The sequence below is a fragment of the Vagococcus fluvialis genome (assembly GCF_048815235.1).
Classification (GTDB): Bacteria; Bacillota; Bacilli; order Lactobacillales; family Vagococcaceae; genus Vagococcus.
Genome location: NZ_JBMEAO010000016.1, coordinates 48,066 through 74,575 on the forward strand (window position 1 = coordinate 48,066; position 26,510 = coordinate 74,575).

Genomic DNA, 26,510 nt, shown 5'->3' on the forward strand with positions numbered 1-26,510 from the left:
TTCTCAACAGAACAAGCCTTATTAATGATTATTTAATAAATATTCAACAATTTCGCTTAATCCCATCCCATTACTTCCTTTCAGAAAAACAGTATCTGTAACAGCTAATTGATTTGATAATTCTGATTTTAATAATTCTTTTTCTTCCTTTTTAAATAAGTGTAAATGTTCTTTTTCAAACTTATCTTCTAACGCTTTATATAAATGCGCCATTTCACTTCCGTACAAGTAAACATCTGCAATTTTTTTAGGATCTAAATGAGCTGCCACACTTTCATGCATCAAGTTAGATTCATGACCTAATTCCAACATATCTCCAAGAACTACCTTTTTCTTACCAACTGTTTCAACTTTTGAAAAAGAATCTAGCACTAACTTCATCGCTGTTGGGTTTGCGTTATAAACATCACTTAAAATTGACATACCTTCTTTTGTTTCTAACCACTCTGTTCTATTTTTAGTTAAATCAAAAGTTGCTAATCCAGATACAATTTTTTCAACAGGAACACCTAATTCTTTTCCTACTGAAATAGCAATTAATGCGTTATTCACATTATATTTACCTAAAACAGGAATACTAAAAGTAACATCTGGATATAAATTAGTGACAAAAGTTGTTTTAGTTTTTAATTCAGACAGAATCGTTCCTTTAATAGTTGCTTCATCATTCAATCCAAATTGAATAATTTTTTGTGTCACATCTTTTAATAAAGGTGTTAATAACGGTTCATTATTAGGAACAATCAGACTTCCTTCTTTTTTCAAACTTGAAACAATTTCCATTTTAGCTTCAGCGATTCCCTTACGAGAGCCTAAGTATTCAATATGTGATTCCCCAATAATCGTAATTGCTGCTATATCTGGTTGACCTATTTTTGACAACAGCTCAATATCCCCTTTACGGTCCATTCCCATCTCTAATACAGCCACTTCAGTCTCTTCATCCATGCTTAAAATAGTGTAAGGTAAACCTATCTCATTATTATAGTTACCTTGAGTTTTATAGGTTTTAAACGTCTGACTCACAACTGCTGCTGTCATATCTTTTGTTGTTGTTTTCCCGTTACTTCCTGTAATACCAACTACTTTAGGATTAATTTTGTTTAAGTAATATTTAGCTAAATCTTGTAACGCTTTTTGTGTATCCTCTACTAATATATAAGGCACATCTTCTTCTAATATGTGGTCTGATAAAGTTAATGCTGCGCCATTTTCAAAAGCTGTTTCAATGAAATCGTGGCCATCTCTATTTCCCTTTAACGGAACAAATAAAGTGCCTTCAACTACTTTTCGCGTATCAAATTCGACTTGGGTAATTTCTGTGTTAGTTGATTTTAACTGATGTAAAACACCATTAACAGCCGATACTATTTCTTCTATTTTCAATCTCATTTGTTTCATCCTCTCATTATCATATAAAAAAGCTGAACAATCCGTTCAGCTTAACTTTATTGACCTAACTCTATTTGTTGCTTTTTATCGTATCTAAATTTAGCTAATTGAATTAACTCTTCTAACAAATCACTGTAGCTAATTCCCATATGTTGCCACAGCAATGGATACATACTAAAAGGTGTAAAACCTGGTAATGTGTTAACTTCATTTAAGAAGATTTCATCATTCGCTGTTACAAAGAAATCACAACGACTTAGCCCACTGCCATCCAAAGCTATATAGGCTTTTTCAGCATAATCACGCATTTTTTTATGTAACTCATCAGATACAATCGCTGGAACTTGCAAGGTTACTTTATTATCAATGTATTTAGACTCATAGTCATAGAAAGCTACATCTTTAACGATTTCTCCTGCTTCAGTAGTTCTAATTTCATCATTTCCTAAAATAGCTACCTCTAATTCACGTGCTTCAATACCTTGCTCTACAATAACACGGCGGTCATAACGGAAGGCTTCTTCAATCGCTTTAGTTAATTCTGCACGAGATTCTGCTTTACTAATACCAACACTTGAACCCATATTTGCTGGTTTAACAAACATTGGGTAAATAAGCGTCCCTTCACACTGTGAGTAAATTTTTTCAGGTTCTTCTTGATAAGCTCTTCGAATCACAGAGACATATGGTAATTGCGGAATACCAGCTTGTTGGAATAATTGTTTAGCAACAATCTTATCCATGGCACACGCACTAGCTAATACACCCGCTCCTACATAAGGCATGTTTAGAACTTCAAACAATCCTTGTACAGTTCCATCTTCCCCATTTGGTCCATGTAATACTGGAAAGATAACACTTCCTTCTTCCTTAATATCACTTGGCTCTATGACTTCTGAATCTTCTATTGTTAAGTGTAATTCTTCTTCATTTTCAGGTGCTTGACTGTATAATTTTCCTTTTAGCCATTTACCCTCTTTAGTAATATAAACAGTTTGCACTTCATAATAATTATAATAAATCGCTTTTAATATTGAAAAGGCCGATAAAATAGAAATATCATGCTCAGCACTTTTCCCCCCATAAATTAGCGTTACTTTCATCCCAGTCCTCCTAAGTTTCGTAGACTTTATTATACTGTATTTCAGCAGAAACACCAATAACCTATTTACTCTAAAATAATAAAACCACTCATCCTTCTTGTCAATTTAAAAGGTAAGTGGCTTTTTATTATAAGGTCATTATTGACTCAAATTCTTCTTTTTCAATTCGCCAGACACCAGCCACATTGGAATAAATCAAAGTACCTATTTGATATTCTTGCTTGAAATGGTAGTTTTCGACTTTTCTCAAATTATCCTCTACTACATGAATTGGAACAACATATTCTTCATTTACCCAATTGACTTGAGAAAAATTAAAAACAATACCTTCTTGCATCGTTCCTTTTAGTCGCTTGATAATTTCATTAGGTACTTCTGGTATTTCAGCTTTCAAACGTTTCTTAAAAAAGCCTGAATTTCCTTTAACTTGCTGTGTCGCTAGAAAACTAATTTTTTTAGCTAACATACCATAAAAATCTTCAATTTGACGATAATAAATTTTAGTTGTTTTTTTAGTTAATTCAAAAAAAGCAAAGCTATTTTGTAATTGGTAGAAAAACGGTGAACGTAGTTGATTTTTCATATGACCAAAATAAAGTAGCTCTGAGATTTCATTAGGTGTTAAACGCTTTAACATCTCATAGTCTTTAAAATCAATCCACTTCATGTCACTTTGTGATCTATTTTCCATCAACGCAAAGTATCGCTCCACGTTTTCGCTTCCTCTGACAACATGAAATCCAGTATGAGGTTCGTACTCTCCCTCTTTTTCATAAGGATTTAGCAAAAGAAGATTCTCTGGGCGATTAGTTGTATACCGATTATAATCTTCATGGGTCATCCCTTTAGTTAAAATCGAGTTACTAATCCCATCGAAATGAACATACAAATAATCCTGCAACACTTCACACCTCTTTTCTCATCCACAAACATTTTTTTCATTACTCTAACTATACCATTTATTCCATTATTTTGAATCTAAAAAGACAATTTCTTAAATTAAGTTTATATTACACTTCTAAAGGTTAAACCGTTTTCCAGACATACTTATGTAATATTCAATTTTTTTATGTTATCATATTTTTGAAGGCCACAAGGAGGGATTTCTTATGAGCAGTAAAAAAAGACAGTCGAAGAACCAATCATCCCAGCAAAGACGACCTAAAAAAAAGAGTATGGGAACTAAAATAAAAAACTTTATTATTAATTTATTAATGCTAGCACTACTACTAATTGGATTAGCTCTCGTCTTTAATAATCAAATTAAAAACTATCTTGTTAAAGATACAACGAATAAGCATACTATTAGTAACGTCACACGAGAAGATGTTAAAAAGAACGAAGAAAAAGAAGCAACTTTTGATTTTGATCAAGTAGAGTCATTAGACTTTAATCTAGTTGCACAGGCAACTAAAGGTCGAGATACTGGACTTAATACTATCGGTGGAATTGCCATTCCTAGTGTCAAATTGAACCTACCAATTTTTAAAGGCGTCTCCAATTATGTTTTAGCTGTTGGAGCTGGGACAATGAAAGAAGAACAACGTATGGGAACTGGTAACTACGCACTTGCTAGTCACTATATGTATGATCCTAGTCTTTTATTTGCACCTTTAGTTAATGTGGAACTTGGCAGTAGTATTCTACTCACAGATTTAGAATACATCTATGAATACAAAGTTACTTATAAGGAATATGTCGAACCAACTCGAGTAGAGGTAATTGATGACGTCCCTGGTAAAGAAATGGTTACTTTAGTAACTTGTGATGTGTCAGGAGCTAACCGTTTAATTGTTCAAGGAGAACTTATTCGAGAAGTCAAAGGAAAAGAAGCGCCAAAACATATGCAAGAAGCATTTGAGATGGATCAAACAAATTATTATTAAAACAAGAATAGGCTACCCTTAAAGAAGGGCAGCCTATTTTTTTATAAAAATATTCTAAAAAAAGGACTAAAGAAACTTATCACTTTTAATAATAATCGCTTAGCCGTGCTTAAAGGTTCTTCAATGTTTTTTTCAGATTTTTTATAACCAAATAAACTATCTGCTTCTAAACTCCTGTCTTCATATGAATGAATCACTTTTTCTAATTCCTTAGCTGCCATCGGACTGTTGATTAATAACATATTCTCACTACTAAAGAAAGTCGAACGTGAATCAACATTAAATGAACCCACTCCGATAATTTTTTCATCAACTAGTAATGCTTTTTGATGAATCGAGTTTTTTGATTGAAATTCCCAAATGTTCGCCTGACTTAATAATTTATTTTTTTGTTTTAAGTAGCCACCAAACGCTAAAACGTTTGGACTACTCGCTCCTGAATTTGTTATGATATTAAGTTCTCTTTTATCATTAGGTTCCAAGTAATTAAACATCTTATTACTAAGAACAACATAGGGACTCATCAAATCCACTTGCTTATTAGCTTCATTAATTAAAGTACTTACTTGTTTCCAAACAATCGGTTCTTTTACAATAGAATTAGTTTCATTAAATGTCATATAACCATTGTAGATAGGAGAAAAAGTCATATTTTCTAGACAAGGCTCTTTCAATAAATCAGCATAACTGGTTATCATTTCTTGGTTCATTTTATCTAATTTTATTTTTTGTTTTTCACTACGTGATGATTCATCATATCTCTTCTTATTTTTAGCATAATCAGCTTGCCACAACTTATCGTAATAGACTCGTCCTTGACTAATTAATGAGTCCTCTGTTTGTTTCCCTTCACTTTTAACGACAATATCCATATCTTCCGTAACACTTTCTGTGTCAGATGGAATCATAAATCGATTAGAAATATTTCGTCCTGAAGACAACATATACGTGTCATCTACTAGTATTAATTTATCATGTAGGACATTATTCATTTCCCACGGTTTAAGTAAATTAATACCACCAACTACTTTTATCTCTACATTCTCATATTCATCTAAGATACTTAAATACGAAATTTGCCGTTTGCTACTGGATAGTCCATTAACTAGTATTTGAACATTAACGCCTCTCTTAGCTGCTTCTTCAATCTTTTTAATAATGTAAAGTCCACTATCATCATCTGATATTTTATATTGTGCTAAAGAAAGAGTTGTTTCAGCCTGATCAATTAACTCACCTCTTAAAACTAAACCATCTTCTATTTTACTAGTTATAGCAACACTCTCATTCATCATAACAGTAGATGATAAGTCATCTAAAGATTTTACCTTTGTTGACTGAACATCTTTATCTGATTGATTTATTTGGTGTAAGCTGAATCCGTAAACACTCACAGCTACATAGATAACATAGCAAATAATTAGTAATCCTATTATTTTCATGCTTTTTCCTCTCACTTCCTACCCTTCCTTCTGTTCATAAAAACACCTCTATACAAACACAATAACACGATATAGTTATTGGTGCAAAAAAAATAAGAGAACATTGTCTCTTATTTTTTTAAATTTTAGGTAAATAAAAATTTCGATTATCTAAACCAAAAATTCGTTCTGTATATTCACCTGGATCTACTTGTTTAAGAGCACCTAACATCATTTGCATAGATGCGTCTAGGTTATCCAAATGGTGTAATATCTCTGCTTCCATAATTTTAGGTCTAACAGGAGAACCATACTCTAATAAACCATGATGAGCTAAGACAACGTGTTTTAACACCAAAATCTCTTCATCTGTTTCAGCAATATTTAACTCCATACATGCTTTCGTAATTTCTTCATCAACCATTACAATATGGCCTAATAAATTACCAGCCAATGTGTATTCTGTTCCAATCGGTCCTGATAACTCTTTCACTTTGCCGATATCATGTAAGATAACACCTGCATAAAGAAGAGATTTATTCAACTCTGGGTATTGCTCACAAACACTTTTGGCTAGTTCAAGCATCGTAATGGTGTGATAAGCTAATCCACCCACAAATGCATGGTGATTCCGTTTAGCCGCTGGAAAATCAAAAAACTCTTTTTGATATTTCCCAAAAATATGACGTACGATTCGATGCCATTTAGCTTGTGTAATATCAAATAAAAAACCATTAAACTTCTCTTTTAATTCTTCAATTTGAACAGGAGGTTTTTCCATATATAAAGTGGGATCATTAGGTTCACCCTCAATAGCCAAACGCAAACTTAAAATTTTCACTTGTGGCATGTTTTGGTAAACCTCTCTTTTCCCTCCTAATAAAACAATTTCTCCAGCTACAAAGCGTTCGATTTCGTCATCTGAAGCTCCCCAATACTTGCCATCGATTGTTCCAGAAGTATCTTGAAAGGTAAAAGCAATAAACTTCTTGCCATTTCTAGCAACTCTAACATCGGCTGCTTTTAGTAAAACAAAAATTTCAAAGGTTTCATCTAAAGCAATTTCTCTTAATTTTTTCATTCAAGATTGTCCTTTCCGATTTTTTCTAAAGATAAATCTTGTGCTTCGTAGTAAGCTCTTACTGATTCATCCGAAGATAAACAGATTATTTGTGTTCGCTGACTGAATCCTTTTAAGAGGCGGAATAATACCATTTTTCTTTGGTGATCAAAATGTAACCAACCATCATCAATAATAATCGGCGCATCATAATCTTCGTTATGCAGATGAACAAAACCTAAACGAAAGGCAATATAAAGTTGATCTTTTGTTCCTGTAGATAACTGAATAATCGGCCATTTTCTTTGATTATTATCTAATACCATTAATTGACCTTCTCTAACAAACACTTTAATATAACGACCTTCTGTTAAGATTTTGAAATAAGAAGTAACTGTAGCCAGCAACGCTGGTAGTTGTTGATCTGACAAATACCTAAATACATCCTGCGTTAACTCTTCAGCTACTCGGTAAGTCATCCATTTTTCAGATAAGTCTTTTATAACTGATAGACGATTTTCTTTTTCTTGATAGAGCTGATCTAAAGAACCATTTTTCTCCATTTGAAGAAGTTCGTATTTCAAGGCTTGATAGGTATCTTGATTTTGGTTAATTTTCTCATGACATCTATCTATTTCATTTTTAACACGGATTAAGTGTTGATTAATAGAAACTAATTGATAGCGTTTATTTAAATCAAAGTAATCTTCTAAAGATAAAGCAAGTTCTTCTTTTCTACTTTGACTTTTCTCTGACATTTCTTGTTTTTTCAGCCACACTTTTCCTTCTTCAACTGTGGTTACTTTTGATGAATCGATAAGTGACAACACAGTTTCCTTAGCAGAAGCTACTTCTTTTCTAATATCATGAAGTTTCTCTTGGAATGACTGTTGGTTATTAGTAGCCATTGCTTTATCTGTTAAATAGCGTTGTTGTTCATTAACAAACTCTTTTAGCGCATGGAAACTCTCTTTAACTGATTTATTTTCAATAGATACCCATTGTTTAGCAAAAGATAACGAGTCTTTATACGACTCCAAGACACGGTCAATCTCTGCTAAATTACCAAGCATTTCTTCTTCTTTTTCTTGGATATTCTGTAATTGTAAATAGATTGGAATACGAGATAACCATAAAGTCATGGTTTCTTTCATTGAGAATCCATAACGATCCGCCCAGTCTTGTTTTTTTGCTTGAAGCTGAACATCTTTTTCATCTACTTCAGCTAGTTGAGTATCAATGTCATGCATTGAATGGGCAACTTCATCTGCCATACTAAGCTGTAATAAATAATCTTCTTTAGCCGATTCTTTAGATAAAGGTGCTTTGTTATTTTTTGACTTATTAGTATAAATAAAACCGTATACTCCTGCACCAGCCAAAATAATAACCACAAGATATAACCAAAACTTCCCAATCACAAGAGCTAGCATTAAGAATAACAAAGCAATTGCAAGAGCCAAACCAGAGAACCATTTAATACTAGATGACATATTAGCTGTTTCTGACTTGCCACCTTCATAGGGGGTTAATTGATTTTCAACTGTTGTTAAAGCATAATCAACGTCCTTATGACGAATGCTTAGACGGCTTTTTTCATTAGAAAGAACTACTTTTTGACGAACTAACTCTTCTTCTTCCTTAGCTAAAGCAAGCATTTCTTGTTCTACATCTTCTGCTAACTCCACTGGTAATGTCTCTTCAGAAAGACGGTATTTCTCAAATAGAGTTTGCTTACTATTTTGATACTCTTTTAACTGTTGATCTAGTAGCTGACGTCTTTCTGTTAAAGACTCTACTAACAATTGTTCTTCCAATAAGTCATCAAATAATCGCTGATTCTCTAAATAAAATTGATACGCCGGTGATTCTGTTTCTAAATGAGCACTTTGACTTTCTAATAATTCTTTTTCTTTTCTTAATAAGAAGTCATAATTAGCCAATTCTTGGCGAACTTCATCCAGTCTTCTTTCAGAAACATGACCATCTTCAGAAAATTCTTTTTCAAGCGATTCCCACTCGATATACATTGGAAATCGTTTTTGTTGCTCTAAGACAGTTTTTTCTAATTCTTGTTGATATATTTTTTCTTTTTCAATTGCAGTAATCTCTTCTGTTAATTCACTCATCTGATGACGCTTTTGTTGATATGTTTTTTCTTGAGCTTCAACAATAGCGATTTGTTCTTCAATTTTTTCAAGTTGACGTAGTTTTTGATTAATTTCTGGAACACGTCCACTTGGCTTAAATAATTTTTGACGTTCCTTTAAAAAATTATCTCCCATACGCGTTAATCTTCGACTACCTGTTAAACCAACAGACAGTAATAAATGTTGTAATTTCGTTTCGTTTAACTGATTCAATTCAGTTAATTGTTCTTGTTGGAACGTAAAAATTTGATCAAATGTTTCTTTTGTTAAAGGAGATAGCATTTGTTCTAATAAAGATTCAGAACCAGTAGTTCCATCTTCTAATCGAACACTTGCTTGTCCTTTATTTTTTTCTTTGTATCGTTCAACAACCACTTGACCATGTATTTGATTCTCAAAAGTAATTTTTCCGCCATAAACGGCTCCATTAACTGGCGTAAAGTCACGTACCATTTCACGTTTTTTAGGAAAACCAAATAAAATAGTACGAATAAATTGATAAATGGTAGACTTTCCAGCCTCATTAGCACCAAATATCAATTGATTTTGAGGATCAATCGTAATGATCTGATTATTAATTTTTCCAAATCCATCGATCTGTAACTGTTTTAATTTCATTATTCTTCCTCATTTTTAAAAATCATTTTATCTTTAATTAATTGACTACTTGCTGTTACCATTTCCAATAAATCTTCTTCCGACCAATCTAAATTTTTAGATATTCCTGGTTGGTTAATTAAATCTTCAACAACTTTTTCAAATTGTTGTTTTTCTTGATAAATATGACTTAAGTCATCAATAAGAGTTGTTTCAAATCCCATAATCAGTTTGTCTGATGATAACTGACCAAAGCTTAATTCTTTTAGCCAAATCTGTTTATTTGATGCTTGATATAATTTCTCCTGTAAATAAGCTAGGACTTCATCTTGTTCTTTTAGTAAGCTACTCGTATTCTCAGAACTAGCTAATAGGTGTAAGCTAACGATATTTAAAACTGGCTCATAAGATTTTTCTAATAAAAATCGTTCTACTTTATTTAATAACTCTTGTTTGGTTATATCTTCTTCTAAATGACACTCTTCCTTATGCCACTTTACAGTTTCAACATCTATCCATTCAAATTTTCTGCCACTACGGTCAATCTCAACTAATGCAATCCCTTTAGTTTGGCTTTCTTTTTTAGTGTGCCCTTGAGGTGTTCCTGGATAAACTATTAATGGACGCTCTGCAATCTTCTCACTTTTATGAATATGACCTAAAGCCCAATATTCATAGCTCACAGGAAGTTCTTGATAATTAAAAGGCGCATAATTTTCTGTTGTATCTCCGTGATAAAAACCAATATGATAAGTTGTTCCAGTCTCTCTTTTAGGATACTCTTCTACTTTAGATGTGTTTATCCATTTATTTTCATAAGAAAAGCCACTGATAGCAACAGAATCCCCATTTTTTAAATGAATCGTTTTAGTTTGAACTTCTTCTTTTGTGTATAAAATGACATTTTCAGGCCAGTCAAACCAATAACGTTGTTCAGAATAATAATCGTGATTTCCAAAGGACATTACTACTTTAATACCTTCTTGATTTAATCTTTCAAATTGATCCATTACCATTTTTTGGGTATGAATAGAAGGTTGTGGTTGATGAAAGGTATCTCCTACCACTAATAAAAAATCAACTTTATTTTCAATACATTGATCTATAATATTTGATAGAACTTGTTGGTTACTTGTTTTTAATAATTCTCTTATTTCAGCATGATCTGAATGAATGCCAGAAAAAGGTTGGTCTATATGTAAATCTGCTGTATGAATAAATTTCATTCGTATCACTCCTCCTCTACATCATACCTATTTATGAGGTATTTTTCTATAAAAATGACAAAAAAAGGGAGCTAAGTTTCCTTACGCTCCCTTTGAATTATTCACCCATTTCGTATAACTCTTGAACTGGTTTCATGATAATACGATTTAAGTCGTTAATAATAACGCTAAATGCTTGTTCTTTTTGCATTAACTCTTGAATAACAGCAGTTCCTTGAACTTTTACTGCCATTTCTTGAGCTTGTTGAGCATCTTCTTCTGAGAACTCAATACCTTGCATTTGTTTTTGTTGTAATTCAACTTGTAATTCTTGGAAATTTTTAAATAATTCGAATGATTCAGTATCAGCTTTCATTGCATCAAAAGCTGCTTGTAAAGCTTTGAATTCATCCATTTCACGAATTTCACGTTCGATTTGATTAGCGCTATCGTAAATATTAACTGTCATGTATATTGGCTCCTTTAATGTTTAATCTGATGTTATTGTAACATTTATAACTCTAAAAACCTACTATTTACCTAGTAACTTTATTCCATAAACTATCCCACATGTCGCCTACTGCATCGACACCTTTTTTAATACCATCTCCAACGGCATTAGCTCCTTCAACTACTTTGTCTCCAATATCATTCATGGTTTCGCCAAAGCCATTTTTTTCTTTCTTTTCTTCTACTGACTCTTGTGTGATATCAGCTGTTGAAAAAGGAGTATTTGGTGAAGCTGCTAGGATACGTTGTGTTTCATCTCTAAAGATGTTCGCTAAGTTACTACCACTGCTACCTGTTAAGTAATGGTCTGGTCCACTCTTATCAAAACCAATCCAAGTAGAAACAACTACATCAGGTGTGTAACCAATAATCCATTGGTCTTTTGACATACCATCAGCATTTATATTTTCAGTTGTCCCTGTTTTACCTGCGATTGTATAGCCATAAGGTTTTGCTTCCATCCCAGTACCAGAACTGAAAACACCTTGAAGCATCCCTGTCATTTCTTCTGCTACTTCTGGTGTTGTAACGCGTTTTGTTTTTGGCTTTTCATTTTCATAGATAATAACACCATTAGCATCTTCTATTTTAGTGATAAAATGAGGCTCAGCTTTCATTCCTTCATTAGCAAATACCGTGTAAGCACTCGCCATATTTATTGGGGTTGTCCCTTTAGTTAATCCCCCTAAAGCTAAACCATGATAACGGTCTTTTTCATCTAATTTAATGCCAAATTGTTCTACTTTTTTATAGCCTCTATCAATGCCAATTTCGTTTAGTAACCATACAGCTGGTGCGTTTAAACTATTAATTAAAGACTCCGTCATTGTCGCTTGTCCTGAGTAAGTACGAGAATAGTTTTGAACATCATAATAACTCAATGCTTCATCTTTTAGTATATCATCTGGTTTATATCCTGCTTCTAAGGCAGGTGTATAAACTGATAAAGGTTTTAAAGTCGAACCTGGTGATAACATAGATTGAGTTGCTCTATTCCAACCTCGATAGGTATAATCACCACGTCCACCAATAATCCCTCTAACGCCACCTGTTTTAGGATCCAAAGCAACTGAGGCTGCTTCAACAATCGCTCCGTCAGATGCCGCCGCTGGGAAAAGACTGTCATTTGCAAATGTTTGGTCCATTCCAATTTGATATTGTTGATCTAAAGCTGTAAAAATTTTGTATCCACCATTAGAAATATCATCATCGGTTAATTTTGTTACATCAACTGCTTCACTAATAACTGCGTCAAAATAGTACGGATAACGATAAGAGTCATGCTCTGGAACATAAGAATCGGCTATTTCTAAGGGTTGAGTCATTAAATGATCAGCTGTCTCTTTATCCAGTTTCCCTGTTTCTACCATCACAGATAAAACAGTGTCACGTCTTGCTACTGCATTTTCCATGTTATCTATCGGATTATAAATACTTGGTCCCTTTAACATTCCGACAAGGACGGCTGCTTCATCAATAGTCACGTCACTTGCATTTTTCCCAAAATATTTCAGTGAGGCATCCTGAACACCCCAAACCCCATTACCAAAATAAGCTTTATTCAAATACATTTCCATAATTTCATCTTTGCTGTATTCTTTTTCTATCTCAATAGCTAGAAATAATTCTTTTGCTTTTCTGGTCATTGTTTGCTCTTGGGTCAGAAAGGCGTTTTTAGCAAGCTGTTGGGTAATGGTACTACCACCACCACCACTATTATTTCCTCTCAGAACTTTTCGTACAGCAGCTCTAGCTATCCCTTTAATGTCATAACCTTTATGCTCATAAAACTTTCTATCCTCAGTTGCTACCAAAGCATCTTTAATGTATGGTGAAATATTGTCAATTTTCACAAAGCTTCCTTTTGAACCATACTTAGCCATGGTGCCTGCCTCGTCGCCATCTTTATCATAAATCGTTGTGACTTGTTCTAATCCTGATTTCAAACTAGAGACATTTGTATTTTTGGCTAAATAGAATAAGTACACACTCATTACTAATGTCACTGTCATAATAGCTAAAATAATAATTTTGTTAATATGATATTTTTTCCAAACACGTTTACGCCATGCTCTAAATCGTTGGAAGTACGGACCAAACCATGTCCAAAACTTATTAAAGTAGTCTTTTATGGTTGCTCCTATTTTTTTTATATATTCCATGCATAACTCCTCTTTTTCTTTAATTAAGTTACTTTTATAGTAACACAGCCTTTGTCTAACTTGGATGAGACCAAGGACTTATCTTAAACACTAGCCTATGGTAACATGAAGTTGTTAATAAAGTGTGTTACAATTCTAAAAAATATATAAAGTTTTGTAACAAATAGATTGGAGTCACCCATGGAATTTACTTTTATTCTACCTAAAGAAACCAAACAACAAACCATTAAAGAGTTACTTGAAAACGAGTGGCTTATTCCTAGAAAAGTAAAACATTTTTTACGAACTAGAAAAAATGTACTCCTTAATGATGTACCCGCAATGTTTCATGAGATGGTTAATCCATTAGATAAAGTCACTCTTATCTTTGAAGAAGAAGACTATGAAAAACCTACTATTTTACTAGGAAAAAAAGAAACTATTAACCCGTTATTTGAAGATGAACACTTAATCATCGTTAACAAACCAGCAGGTATTAAAACTCATCCTAATCAACCAGATGAAACTGATACCTTGTTAAATGATTTAGCTGCTTATCTTATGTCAAAAAAACAAACACCATACGTAGTTCATCGATTAGATAAAGAAACGAGTGGCGCTGTTTTATTTGCTAAAAATCCAGTAGTTCTTCCTATTCTGGGTAGAATGCTTGAAAAAAAAGAAATTAATCGTTTATACGAAGCTCAAATTGAAGGACAGTTGCCTAAAAAGCAATTAACTATTAATAAAGCTATTGGTCGAGATAGACATGATCGTAGGAAACGAATTGTTGATGAAAAACGAGGTCAACATGCCATTACACATGTTAAAGAATTTAAACATAGCGGAAAAAATACTTGGGTCGAGTGTTCTCTGGATACAGGACGTACCCATCAAATCAGAGTTCATCTAACCTCAATTGGCAAACCAATTATTGGTGATCCTTTGTATCACCCTAGAGGAATACATAACAAAAGACTTATGCTTCATGCGAAGGAACTTGAATTAATTCACCCCTTTACAAAAGAAAAGATAACTGTTAAAGCCAAGCCTTTTCTATCCGATAATTAAGTGTAAGGAGGTTTTCAACATGAACAAAGTCCTAATTATTGGCTCTCCTGGATCTGGTAAATCTACTTTAGCCAACAATTTAAGAACGCAATTACGACTACCTTTGTATCATTTAGATAAAATTAATTGGAAAAATAATAAAGACTATCTTTCCAGGGAAGAATTTAATACCGAACTTGTTAAAGTATTAAAAACAGACCGCTGGATTATTGATGGTAATTATAATCGGACAATGGCACTTAGAGCAACTTATGCAGATACTATTATTTGGTTAGATGCTCCAAGAACACTATGTTTATTCCGTGTTAGTAAACGTTACTTTTCTTATTTCAGAAAACAAACACCTTTTGGCAATCCAAATAAACTTAGTTTTAAATTTTTACTTTTTGTCTGGCGCTTTAAAAAGAACAATGTTCCTAATATTCAACAAATCATTGACGAACATGGGGCAGAAAAACAAATTATTAAACTAACAAGTGATGAAGACATTGCAACGTTTATTAATTCAATCAAACAAAATAGATGAGGTGATATATTGAGTTCTTGTATTTTTTGCAAAAACATCCAACCTACTAATATTTTAGCTGAAAGCCAACACTTTTTTGCTGTTTTAGACATTGATCCTATTCAAGAAGGACATATCTTACTTATTTCTAAAAAGCACTACCTAACTCTTTTAGAAATTCCTGATAATGTCCTTTTAGACTTGTTCTCATTTGAAAAAAAGATAATCCATCTATTAGAAAACGAGTTTCACGTGTTAGGTGTTAGCGTCCTACAAAATAATGGTGCTACAATGGATGAAGGTACTCATTTTCACGTTCATCTAGTTCCAAGATACAAAAATGATGATTTTTGGGATAGTCAATGCGTCTCTAAAATACCTCTTGATTTGTATTTATTGAAACACAAATTAAATCAACTTAATTAAAAACCACTGTGATTTCCTTTCAAAAGAAATCACAGTGGTTTTATTTTAATTCAAATACTTTTTATCGTAAGTTTTTTTCCAATAAATAAAGAACGTTCCTAATATGACTGTCCAACCAATCAGTAAAAGATGACTTGAAACTTCACCTGTTTTAGGTAAGAATTTTCCTGTTGGATTAGTTGGTGTCGTTGGATTCACTGGTTTAATTGGGTCTACTGGTTTAACAGGTGTTACGGGTGTTACTTTATTAGTAACTTTCACTTGTACCAGTTTTTCTTGGGAATTTTTATTAATTGTAAATGGATGTTTTTCTTTAGATAGAGTATATCCTGTTGGTGCTTTCGTTTCCACAAAATAGTAGTTACCTTCTGCTAATTTTTCAACAACCAATTTACCATCTTTATCTGTCAAAAGTTTTTCTGATATTAATTTATCATGCTCATTGTAAAGTGAGAATTCGGCGCCTTTTAATACTTTTTTTGTATCTGCCTCATCTGTTTTAATTAACTCCACTGAGCCAAAGAATTCTTCTTGTTCATTAGTTACTTTTACTTGAGTCATCAGATTCAATTCATTAGCTTTAATTTCAAATGAATATTTCTTATCTGTTTTTTTGTAACCAATGGGTGCTTTGGTCTCAATAAAATAATAGTTTCCTTCTTCTAATTGACCTACTACGATACGCCCTTGTTCATTGGTCATTAATTTTTCTCTTACAATGTCGCCATTTTCTTTATACAATGAGAATTCTGCATCTTTTAAGAACTTGTTCTCATCTTCCTTATCTGTTTTTCTTAACTCAACAGCTCCTAAATAAACTTTCTCTTCATTAGTTACTTTCACTTGAGTGACTTCTGAGACTTCACTTACTTTAATGTCAAAGTAATATTTTTCATTTGATTTTTGATAACCAATAGGAGCATTAGTCTCAATAACATAGTAGCGACCTTCTTCTAGATGAGTTATTTCCAACTGCCCATTTTTATCAGTTGTCAATCCAGCTTGAAGTAAATCCCCCTTCTCTGTATAAAGAGCAAATTCAGCTCCCATTAAGACTTTAGCTTCATCATTCTTATCGATTTTTATTAATCTTACTGTACCCAATTTAGGTTCTACAGAAGGTTCTTTAATATTCTCAGCTTGAACTTGAACGACATCTGAACTATTATTTTCTGTTATCTCGAAATTGTATTTTTTAGTCGTTAATTCATAGCCAGTTGGTGCTTTGATTTCTAGGAAATAGTAACTTCCTAATGGTAAATTAGTTACCTCGATGATTCCAAGTTCATTCGTCATTAGACTTTCCTGTAATAGCTCTCCTGAACTAGTAAACAACGAAAATTCTGCTCCTTTTAATACCTGTGATGTATTTTGACCATCTACTTTAGTTAGTCTGACAGAGCCTACAACGTGCTTAGCTAAATTAGTAGCTTCAACTCTTACGACTTCACTTGTTTCATTTTCATTGATAACAAAAGGATATGATATATTTGATAATTCATAACCTACAGGAGCTTTAGTCTCTGTAAAATAGTAGTTCCCTGGATCCAGATTTTCTACTCTAATCTCACCTTGATTATCGGTTACTAAACTAGATTTAACTAATTCTCCTGATTCTTTATACAAACTAAATTCTGCTCCTGATAAAACTAATTGACTATTTTCTTGATCTGTTTTTCTAAGAATAACAGATCCAACGTACTCTTCTTTTTCATTGGTTGCCTGTAGTTGAACAACTTCTGCTACGTCATTTCCTTGAATCGTAAAATTATATTTTTGAGAAGTAGTAGCATAACCTTCTGGAGCCTTGTTTTCTACAAAGTAGTAATTGCCTTTTTGCAAATTATCTACAACCAGAATACCTGCTTCATTTGTTACTAAGTCAGCATGAATCAATTGGCCATTTTCATTGTATAAAGAGAAAACAGCTCCTGATAATTTAATTCCACTATTTTCACTGTCTACTTTTTCTAGCATCACTGATCCCACTAATTCCTCTTTTTGATTGGTAATAGTAACAAGAGTGGGCTCACTGGTTTTTCCTTTTTCTATCTCAAAAGGAATTGCTTCAGTTGATAATTGATAGCCAGTTGGTGCTTTCGTTTCTATAAAATAATATGAACCAATTTCTAAGTTGTCTGCCATCAGTTGCCCATTTGCATCTGTCGCTAATCCCTCATGTACCAATGCTCCAGTTGAGGTATAAAGATTAAACACCGCACCTACTAATCGATTCGACTGATTTTCTTGATCAGTTTTCCTTAGGATAACTTTGCCTTTTTCTTTTTCGGGTACTACTTCTTTAACATTTTCAGCTTCTACAGTAACAACTTCTTCTGTTTTTCCAGTTTCTATTTGGAAATACCATTTTTCAGTTGATAGTTCATAACCTTCTGGAGCCTCGGTTTCTACAAAGTAGTAATTGCCTAAGTCTAAATCTTCGACAACTAATTTCCCTGCACTATCTACTTTTAGATTTTCTTGTAGTAAAACACCAGCTTCTGTGTACAACGAAAATTCGGCTCCGCTTAATGTTTCTTTTGTTTCACTATCCACTTTTGTTAATTCAACTTTGCCTTTTTCTGGTACTTTTTCTTTTGTATTCTCAGCTGTTACTTGGATAACTTCTGATGTTTTTCCTGTTTCTACTTTAAAGGCTAGCCGTTTAGTAGATAACTCATAACCAACTGGGGCTTTCGTTTCTACAAAGTAGTAATTACCTAAGTCTAAATCTTCGACAACTAATTTTCCTACACTATCTACTTTTAGATTTTCTCGTAGTAATACATCAGCTTCTGTGTACAATGAAAACTCGGCTCCGCTTAATGTTTCTTTCGTTTCACTATCTACTTTTGTTAATTCAACTTTGCCTTTTTCTGGTACTTTTTCTTTTGTATTTTCAGCTGTTACTTGGATAACTTCTGATGTTTTTCCTGTTTCAACTTTAAATACTAATTTTTCAGTTGATAACTCATAACCAACTGGCGCTTTCGTTTCTACAAAATAGTAATTACCTAAATCCAAATCTTCGACAACTAATTTTCCTGCACTATCTACTTTTAGATTTTCATGTAATAAAACATCAGCTTCTGTGTACAACGAAAACTCGGCTCCGCTTAGTACTCCTTTCGTTTCACTATCCACTTTTGTTAATTCAACTTTTCCTTTTTCTGGTGCTTTTTCTTTTGAATTCTCAGCTGTTACTTGGATAACTTCTGATGTTTTTCCTGTTTCAACTTTAAATACTAATTTTTCAGTTGATAACTCATAACCAACTGGCGCTTTCGATTCCACAAAGTAGTAATTACCTAAATCCAAATCTTCGACAACTAATTTTCCTGTGTTATCTACTTTTAGATTTTCTTGTAGTAAAACACCAGCTTCTGTGTACAACGAAAACTCGGCTCCGCTTAATGTTTCTTTTGTTTCACTATCCACTTTTGTTAATTCAACTTTGCCTTTTTCTGGTGCTTTTTCTTTTGAATTCTCAGCTGTTACTTGGATAACTTCTGATGTTTTTCCTGTTTCAACTTTAAATACTAATTTTTCAGTTGATAACTCATAACCAACTGGCGCTTTCGTTTCCACAAAGTAGTAATTACCTAAATCCAAATCTTCGACAACTAATTTCCCTTTACTATCTACTTTTAGATTTTCTTGTAGTAAAACATCCGCTTCTGTGTACAATGAAAATTCTGCTCCGCTTAACATTGTTTTCGTCTCACTATCCACTTTTGTTAATTCAACTTTGCCTTTTTCAACAATCTTGGTATTCGTCATAAAAATATGACGTGTCTCAAAGGGATCTGTCTCACTAATTGTAAATTTAATAGGAGTGGCATCTAACTCATACCCCTTAGGTGCTTTCGTTTCTACAAAGTGATACTCACCTGGAACTAACTTATCATAAATGAGTTTCCCCTCTGAATTTGTAGTCAATTTCTCTTTAACCAATGTACCATCTGCTTTAAATAAAGAAAATTCAGCTCCAGCGAGTAATAATTTAGCATTATCTTTATCGGTTTTTTCTAAAGAAATAGAATATAATTTTTTATTTGGAACAGAGAATACAATATCTTTTGCTGACTGAATGATTTCTTTCGTTATTTCAAATGGATATGTTTTTTCTGATATTTCATATCCTTTAGGTGGAGTTACTTCTTTAAAGTAATACTTCCCTTTTTTTAGATTCGTTACTTTTAATTCTCCCCTACCATCAGTTGTTAATTTATCACTAATTAATACAGGTTCTTTCCCTTCAACTTCTTGATATAAAGTAAAAACTGCCCCTTTTAATCTATTGGTTACTGTATTTCCATCTGCTTCATCTACTTTTATTAAACGAACTTCACCAAGAAATAGTTCTGGTTCTTCTGGCTCAATTGGTTTATTTGAAACCTCAACGCTTTCAATTGTTTCAAGTGTCTTATCTTTTATCGTAAAGTGATATTCTTTATCTTCTAGTACATATCCTTTTGGGGCAGCAACTTCTTTAAAGTAATACTCACCTGGTTTTAAATCCGTTACTTTGATTTCTCCTTTAGCATCTGTTGTTAGATTACTAAGTATTGCTTTGTCATTGCCAACTTTATACAAATCAAAAATAGCTCCTTCTAAAAACTTACTACTATCTTTAGAAGATGTTTTTCTTAAAACAACATGACCTTTTTTATTTTTTTGGAAATTCCATCCATGGGTTTCTCCTGCACCTTTAAAATGATCAACAATGATATTCCCATCAATATTTTGACCACCACCTAAAGCTGCAAGTGGTGCTAAAATACTTCCTAACCAAGTACTACCTAAATTAATGTCACCTGAAAAAGGTTTCTCATTATGAGCAAAAGTCCATAAAACAGTACTATCAGAAAAATCTACAGTTTCTTTATTTCCTCTTTCAGAACCATCTGTATATCTAAACTTAATCTGACTTTGCACATTATAATTGTTTGCATTATCTGTTTCTACAATAATATAGACATTCTTAAATTGCCCATCACCATTATTTTTTTCCAATCCTTTGATAGTTAATGGTGTATTTATTCGTAATACTTCAGGTGCTAATTTGATATAAATATCATCACCCTTATAAAGAGACACATCAATTTCTCTTTCATTTTCATTTTTAAAATCCTTATTATAAAAAGTTTTTACTGGTTCTTTCTTAATTAAATCACTACTAACTGACTCTAAGTGTTTAAACTCTTCCTCAAAATTAATATAGAACTGACCATTTTTATCTTGATAAATATCATCACCTGAAACTCGGTCCATTTGTGTACCATTTACTCTTGGACGATTGTATTCAGATAAATCTATTCTGGTTTCTTTTCCAAATACCATTTTCGTATGCTCGTGAATACCTGATGCTCCGTTTATATTATCCACTTGTTTAGCGTAGTTATACTCAATTCCTGATATACCTTGGGTTCCAAAGTTTGCTGACCCTGACAGTTTTTTTGTGGCAACGTTTCCATTTGTATGATTCCCTAAATAAGCCTGATTTGCAAAAATATGAAAATAGCTAGCTGCACCTAACAATGAGTCTTTCGCTTCTGGGACATCTGTATAAAAATCGCCACCGTCTTTCACTTCTTGGGCAGCTTGAGCAACAGAAAAACCTACCGTTCCTAAACAAAACAATAAAATAACAGTTATCATACCAACCATACTATTTTTCCATGTTTTCATCTATATACCCTCTTTCTTTTTAACAAACATATCTATATTACCTATTTTAACACTAAAATTAGTGCTTTTTTTCACAATATACGCAGGGTTTCTATAATATAAAAAGAAGCTGACCTTAAAAGTCAGCTTCTTTTGTTTGAGGTATTAATAAGCTTTCGCCCAGTGCATCATGTATTTAGCATCTTTGCCATTCCATAAATCTTTAACACCTGTTAAATCATCATTTTGATGTTCTAAACTCCAACATCTTGATGTTGCTCCAGTATCTTCTTTGATTTTCGCTTCTACTTCTGGGTCTCCTGACCAAGGAGCTAAGACAAATCCGCCTTCTTCAATTAACTCATAAAATTCTTCTTTAGTTGTTGCTGTACGAGTTTTAGCATCTTGACGTTCTTTAGCGCGATCAAACATTTCTTGTTGGATTGTTTCTAATAAGTTTTCAATGTTGCTTGCTAACTCATCATTTAATTCCATTGTGATTTTTTCTAATGTATCACGACGAACCACAACGACTTTACCTTCTTCAATATCACGAGGTCCAATTTCAATACGAACTGGATAACCTTTCATTTCAGCTTCACTGAATTTCCAACCAGGTTGTTTATCACTCGCATCAACTTTAACACTCATGTTTTTGCTTAATGACTCTTTTAAGTCATAAGCTTTATCCAAGACGCCTTCTTTGTGTTGAGCAATCGGAATAATCATAACTTGAGTTGGTGCAATTCTTGGAGGAATTACTAATCCACGGTCATCACTATGAACCATAATCATTCCACCAATAGCACGTGTTGTGAATCCCCAAGAAGTTGTGTAAACAGCTTCTTCTTTACCTTCTTTGTTAGTAAAGTTAATATCAAATGCTTTACCAAAGTTATCACCAAAATCATGTGATGTATTAATTTGTAATGCTTTTCCATCATACATTAATGTTTCATTGGTAAATGTTTTATCAGCACCTGCAAATTTTTCACTTTCAGATTTAACACCTGAAACAACTGGAATGGCTAAATAGTTTTCACACACATCCACATACGTCTCTAACATTAATTTTGTTTCTGCTTGAGCTTCTTCAGCTGTTGCGTGACATGTATGTCCTTCTTGCCAGAAAAATTCTGTTGTTCTTAAGAATGGACGTGTATTTTTTTCCCAACGAACCACACTTACCCATTGGTTATAAAGAACAGGTAAATCACGGTGAGAGTGAATAATTTTTTTGAAATGCTCAGCAAATACAACTTCTGATGTTGGACGGATTGCTAAACGTTCTTGTAATTCGTTATTACCACCATGAGTTACCCAAGCAACTTCTGGTGCGAATCCTTCAACATGTTCCGCTTCTTTTAATAATAAGCTTTCAGGAATTAACATTGGCATTAACACATTTTCATGTCCTGTAGCTTTGATTTTTTTGTCAATGACATCTCTAATATTTTCCCAAATTGCAGTTCCTGTTGGGCGAACTACCATCATTCCTTTAACACTTGAGTAATCACATAATTCTGCTTTTAAACACACATCTGTGTACCATTTTGCAAAGTCGTCATCACGACTTGTAATTTCTTTTACGAAACCTTGTTTTTTAGCCATTTTTCTTTTCCTCCTTCATATTAAAACACAAAAAAATCTACTTTAATGCAAGGACCAAAAACGGCGGTGCCACCTTGCTTTAAAGTAGATTTGTACTTTACAACTTAAGGGATGATAAAGGTATCCAACCTATTTGTTTAATTGGTAGGTTCAAGGGATGACAGGATGAAATCTTTCAGCAATTGATTTCTCTCTTTTAATCCAGCATTAGTCCTTTACTAATCCATTCTTTTTATTTAATTAGTACTGTATCACAGAAATACTATCATCTCTGATTTTTAAAGTCAATCATCTTTTCTTTTATAATGCCATTCTTTCAAGAAGTGTTCAACTGACATAATAGGGTGGTACAATAGCATTCTTGGTCCTGAATAACGCATAATTAACTTCATTTTTTCTTGATAACTTTTTTTGTAACAATGAACTGGACACACTTTGCAAGTTGGTTTTTCTTCACCAAAACGACAGTAATTTAGACGTGTCATCGCATATTCAAGAACATCATCTCGTTCGATCAAATGTTCCTCATCATGATATTGTTTGTAATAAATATCAATCATAGCAGCCACTGTTTTTTTCTCAAAATTAATTTTAGGACCATTATTGATTACTCGCACCAAGTTGCTCACACCTTTATTTTAAGACTTCTGATAACTTATCGGTATTTAATCGCTCTTCCTTAACAAAATACTCTGCTAACTTAGTAAAAACTGATTTATTTTTGCCTAGCTCATCGTTTTCGACTTGAAGAACAAGTAATGGCTCATGTAAACTCATGCGGAGTAAGAACCAACCGGAACCAAATGTTTCAGTTGTGTTAACTCTGATACCTTCTTCATTTTCAACATCTACTGTAAATCCAGGGACTTCTTTAACAAAATCGTGTAGCTTCTCAATAACAGATTCACCATAAACGCGGTAATTGTCTCCAGAAATTTTAAAACGAACCTCTTGTGCTTCAGCAGGTTGTTTTAAATTATCAATTAAATCACTTAAGCTTTTACCTTCTCGTTTTAATTTAGGTAATAACATCAAAATTTTAGCAATCACATATGCCCCATCATCTAAGAAATAATTCTCTTTAAAGGCAGCATGCCCACTTGTTTCAATAGCTAATGGCGTTTCAATTCCTGCTTCATTTAATTTAATTGCTTTATTAATCACGTTACGATAGCCACATAGATAACGTACTTGCTTTCCACCTAGTTCTTCAATAAAGTCCTTTAAGTGACTTGAAGTAGGTGAATTAGTCACAATTGTCTGACCTGGATTGTTTTCTAAAACAATTTGCGCCAATACAGCGATTAGATTATTTCGATTAATCACCTGTCCTGATTTAGCTACAACTGCAGCTCTATCGACATCCGTATCAAAAATAACACCTAAATCAGCTTTATGTGTTAAGACAGCTTCTTGAATACTAGCCATTGCTTCTTTATTATCAGGATTTGGCATATGATTTGGGAATGTTCCATCTGGCTCTAAAAATTGGCTACCTGCTGTATTTGCCCCTAAAGCACCTAGTACTTTTTCAGCAAAGAAACCCCCTGCACCGTTACCAGCATCTAATACAATATGAAAATCAGCTAAAGGTAACTCTTCTGCTGTTGCTTGCTGAATCTTTTTAACCATATCAGTTGCATAAAGAGAAATAATTTCTTTTTTCTCAACAACACCTTTATTAGGTAGTGAATTATCGACAGCCTTACTCTTTTCAAGTATCACATCAATATCTTCATGCTCAGCTCCACCAGATTTTGTAAACAGCTTAATCCCATTGTAGTAATAAGGTAAGTGGCTTGCTGTAATCATAATGCCACAATCTGCATTAAATTCCTCAAACTGAGTGGCCATAAACATTGCTGGTGTCGTTGAAAATCCTGTATCATAAACTAATACGTCTTCTTTCATAAAAGCCTCTATCAAACTTGTTTTGATCATCTCTGCTGACAAACGACTATCATGACCAATCGCGATTTTCAACGGTCTATCTAAAAGTCCTTTTGTTTCTTTTAACCAAGCTAAAATGCCCGTTCCAATCATTTGAACTTCTTTCTCTGTTAAATTCGCTTGAAACTCTTCGTGAGTAATAGCAATTCCTCGAATATCTGAACCATTTTGTAATCCTGATAACATATATACCCTCCTAATTAAGATAAGATGACAGTTGTTTATTAATTTGCTTAGCTTCTGCTTCTGAAGTTGATATCAGCACAATAGTGTCTGTTCCTGCTAATGTTCCGACAATTTCTGATAATCCTAGTTCATCTATCTCAGCAGCCACAACATCTGCTGTTCCAAGTAATGTTTTAACAATATTCATAAATTGAACTTGAGTAATCTGTGTCACCGAATCATTTAACACTTCACGTAACTGAGAATCATTTTCGAATACGACTCTTTCTGGTAATATATCATACCGAATATTTCCATTTTCATCATTCATTTTAACAATGCGAAGTTCATTAATATCTCGTGAAATAGTAGCTTGTGTGGCTTCGACACCATGCTTGGCTAGCTCTTCTAATAGCTGTTGTTGACTTTCAATTTTTTCCGTTGATATAATTTCTTTAATTAAATCTTGACGGTTTTCCTTTTTCATCAACACAACCCTCCCCTATTTTTATAACTCGAATAAAAATTGATTAATTTGAAGCGTATTTTTCTAAAGATAATTGAACTAGCTTTTCGCAAAGAGATACATAATCTAATTCCATAGCACTAGCCTCTTGAGGTAATAAACTTGTTGGTGTCATACCTGGTAATGTGTTAGCTTCGATACAATAAATCTCATTTGATTCATCCATTAAAAAATCAATACGTGAATAACTAGAAAGTCTTAATGCTTTATGTGTTTTTACAGCCATGGCTTGCATGTTTAATGTTAATTCTTCCGATAAATGAGCTGGTGTTACTTCCTCAGCACTGCCTGCTTGGTATTTGTTTTTATAATCATAAAAGCCAACTTTAGGAATAATTTCAATAATTGGTAAAGCTTCCTGATCTAGAACACCTACAGCAAATTCGCGACCAACAATTTTCTCTTCAATAATAATGTCAGTCTTAAATGTTTTAGCTTCTTTAATAGCTTCCTCAAAGGCCTCTTCTGTATCTACCATGTAAACACCAATGCTTGAACCGTTATCATTAGCTTTAATCACACATGGTTTTTCAAAAGACATACCTTCTTCAAAAACGCGCCAGTTAGGTGTGTTGATACCATTAAAAGCCATTAGTTCTTTAGCTAACAACTTATCCATAGCCATGGCGCTACCTTTATGACTTGAACCAGTATATTTAATATTATAAATATCAAATAAGGCCTGAATTTTACCTTTTTCACCTATGCCACCATGTAAAGCTAAAAAAACAATGTCTGCAGTTTGGCAAATAGGTAATAAGCCTAAACTTACTTCGCCAGATGCACTGTGTTTCTCTTTTAAGCTTTCTAAATCAGGGGCAATCTCAGGTACTGCATAATGATAGCTTTCTTTTTTTAATGCTTCGTAAGCGATATCAAAATTATCATAACTTGAAACATCATCCAATAAATCTAATAATAAAACATCATGGTTATTTTTCTTTAAAGCGTTGGCTACTTGAGAACCAGAGGATAAAGATACATCTCTCTCATCACTTAATCCACCTGCTAAAACGACTATTTTCATAAAAAATCCTCCAACTGTATTAAATGTAAACTCAAGTATACCAAATTTTTTTAACTGTGGAAGTATTCTATAAAATTTTTTATAACAATTCAGC

Annotated in this window: 19 protein-coding genes; 4 read left to right on the top strand and 15 right to left on the bottom strand. The window is 33.0% G+C overall.

Features of this window, described 5'->3' with window-relative positions; all coding sequences use genetic code 11:
• Nucleotides 1-21: 21 nt before the first annotated feature.
• The 3 genes from ACODH8_RS11155 to ACODH8_RS11165 all read right to left on the bottom strand — a co-directional run bounded on the left by ACODH8_RS11155 (nt 22) and on the right by ACODH8_RS11165 (nt 3,399).
• Entirely contained in the window at nt 22-1,392 is a 1,371-nt protein-coding gene (locus tag ACODH8_RS11155; RefSeq protein ID WP_332466503.1) for a UDP-N-acetylmuramoyl-tripeptide--D-alanyl-D-alanine ligase, read from the bottom strand.
• 56 nt (nt 1,393-1,448) lie between these two features.
• Nucleotides 1,449-2,495: a D-alanine--D-alanine ligase gene (locus ACODH8_RS11160; protein WP_332466502.1), complete on the bottom strand. Its 1,047-nt coding sequence runs from the start codon at nt 2,493-2,495 to the stop codon at nt 1,449-1,451.
• Nucleotides 2,496-2,622: 127 nt separating this feature from the next.
• A complete protein-coding gene (locus ACODH8_RS11165) occupies nt 2,623-3,399 on the bottom strand; it encodes a hypothetical protein (RefSeq protein WP_332466501.1) in 777 nt (258 codons plus the stop codon).
• Nucleotides 3,400-3,604: 205 nt separating this feature from the next.
• Between ACODH8_RS11165 and ACODH8_RS11170 the strand changes: the two genes are divergently transcribed.
• Complete coding sequence (locus ACODH8_RS11170; RefSeq protein ID WP_332466500.1) at nt 3,605-4,381, top strand: class A sortase; 777 nt, start codon at nt 3,605-3,607, stop codon at nt 4,379-4,381.
• 41 nt (nt 4,382-4,422) lie between these two features.
• Here ACODH8_RS11170 and ACODH8_RS11175 read toward each other — a convergent pair whose 3' ends face one another.
• The 6 genes from ACODH8_RS11175 to ACODH8_RS11200 form a co-directional block, all read right to left on the bottom strand.
• The gene (locus tag ACODH8_RS11175) at nt 4,423-5,823 is read right to left on the bottom strand and encodes a phospholipase D-like domain-containing protein (RefSeq protein ID WP_332466499.1); all 1,401 of its coding nucleotides are present in this window, start codon (nt 5,821-5,823) and stop codon (nt 4,423-4,425) included.
• 118 nt (nt 5,824-5,941) lie between these two features.
• Nucleotides 5,942-6,883 (bottom strand): 3'-5' exoribonuclease YhaM family protein, encoded by a 942-nt coding sequence (locus ACODH8_RS11180; RefSeq protein WP_332466498.1) that lies wholly within the window; start codon nt 6,881-6,883, stop codon nt 5,942-5,944.
• Nucleotides 6,880-9,630, bottom strand: coding sequence for an ATP-binding protein (locus tag ACODH8_RS11185; protein ID WP_332466497.1), 2,751 nt, complete (start codon nt 9,628-9,630; stop codon nt 6,880-6,882). The genes ACODH8_RS11180 and ACODH8_RS11185 overlap by 4 nt, the downstream gene beginning before the upstream one ends.
• Nucleotides 9,630-10,835 (bottom strand): DNA repair exonuclease, encoded by a 1,206-nt coding sequence (locus tag ACODH8_RS11190; RefSeq protein ID WP_332466496.1) that lies wholly within the window; start codon nt 10,833-10,835, stop codon nt 9,630-9,632. The genes ACODH8_RS11185 and ACODH8_RS11190 overlap by 1 nt, the downstream gene beginning before the upstream one ends.
• 97 nt (nt 10,836-10,932) lie before the next feature.
• Nucleotides 10,933-11,283, bottom strand: coding sequence for a YlbF family regulator (locus ACODH8_RS11195; RefSeq protein ID WP_332466495.1), 351 nt, complete (start codon nt 11,281-11,283; stop codon nt 10,933-10,935).
• A 67-nt stretch (nt 11,284-11,350) separates the two neighbouring features.
• On the bottom strand, nt 11,351-13,486 hold the full coding sequence (locus ACODH8_RS11200; protein ID WP_332466494.1) for a PBP1A family penicillin-binding protein: 2,136 nt from the start codon (nt 13,484-13,486) through the stop codon (nt 11,351-11,353).
• A 180-nt stretch (nt 13,487-13,666) separates the two neighbouring features.
• On the opposite strand from ACODH8_RS11200, the gene ACODH8_RS11205 reads away from it, so the two are divergent.
• The 3 genes from ACODH8_RS11205 to ACODH8_RS11215 are packed head-to-tail and all read left to right on the top strand — an operon-like array spanning nt 13,667 to nt 15,467.
• Entirely contained in the window at nt 13,667-14,536 is an 870-nt protein-coding gene (locus ACODH8_RS11205; protein WP_332466493.1) for an RluA family pseudouridine synthase, read from the top strand.
• Between the two features lie 19 nt (nt 14,537-14,555).
• Nucleotides 14,556-15,062 (top strand): topology modulation protein, encoded by a 507-nt coding sequence (locus tag ACODH8_RS11210; RefSeq protein WP_332466492.1) that lies wholly within the window; start codon nt 14,556-14,558, stop codon nt 15,060-15,062.
• A 9-nt stretch (nt 15,063-15,071) separates the two neighbouring features.
• The gene (locus ACODH8_RS11215) at nt 15,072-15,467 is read left to right on the top strand and encodes an HIT family protein (RefSeq protein ID WP_332466491.1); all 396 of its coding nucleotides are present in this window, start codon (nt 15,072-15,074) and stop codon (nt 15,465-15,467) included.
• A 45-nt stretch (nt 15,468-15,512) separates the two neighbouring features.
• Here the strand turns inward: ACODH8_RS11215 and ACODH8_RS11220 are convergent, their stop codons facing one another.
• The 6 genes from ACODH8_RS11220 to ACODH8_RS11245 form a co-directional block, all read right to left on the bottom strand.
• Nucleotides 15,513-21,158, bottom strand: coding sequence for a SpaA isopeptide-forming pilin-related protein (locus ACODH8_RS11220; protein ID WP_420517735.1), 5,646 nt, complete (start codon nt 21,156-21,158; stop codon nt 15,513-15,515).
• Nucleotides 21,159-21,302: 144 nt separating this feature from the next.
• A complete protein-coding gene (proS, locus tag ACODH8_RS11225; RefSeq protein WP_420517736.1) occupies nt 21,303-22,748 on the bottom strand; it encodes a proline--tRNA ligase in 1,446 nt (481 codons plus the stop codon).
• A gap of 284 nt (nt 22,749-23,032) precedes the next feature.
• Nucleotides 23,033-23,365 carry a nitrous oxide-stimulated promoter family protein gene (locus tag ACODH8_RS11230; protein WP_332466541.1) on the bottom strand — a complete coding sequence of 111 codons (333 nt, stop codon included), beginning with the start codon at nt 23,363-23,365 and terminating at the stop codon, nt 23,033-23,035.
• A 16-nt stretch (nt 23,366-23,381) separates the two neighbouring features.
• Nucleotides 23,382-24,884, bottom strand: a complete 1,503-nt coding sequence (locus ACODH8_RS11235) for a phosphomannomutase/phosphoglucomutase (protein WP_420517737.1) — start codon at nt 24,882-24,884, stop codon at nt 23,382-23,384.
• A 10-nt stretch (nt 24,885-24,894) separates the two neighbouring features.
• Nucleotides 24,895-25,350, bottom strand: a complete 456-nt coding sequence (argR, locus tag ACODH8_RS11240; RefSeq protein ID WP_420517738.1) for an arginine repressor — start codon at nt 25,348-25,350, stop codon at nt 24,895-24,897.
• A gap of 43 nt (nt 25,351-25,393) precedes the next feature.
• Nucleotides 25,394-26,416, bottom strand: a complete 1,023-nt coding sequence (locus ACODH8_RS11245) for a D-alanine--D-alanine ligase family protein (RefSeq protein WP_420517739.1) — start codon at nt 26,414-26,416, stop codon at nt 25,394-25,396.
• Nucleotides 26,417-26,510: the final 94 nt, after the last annotated feature.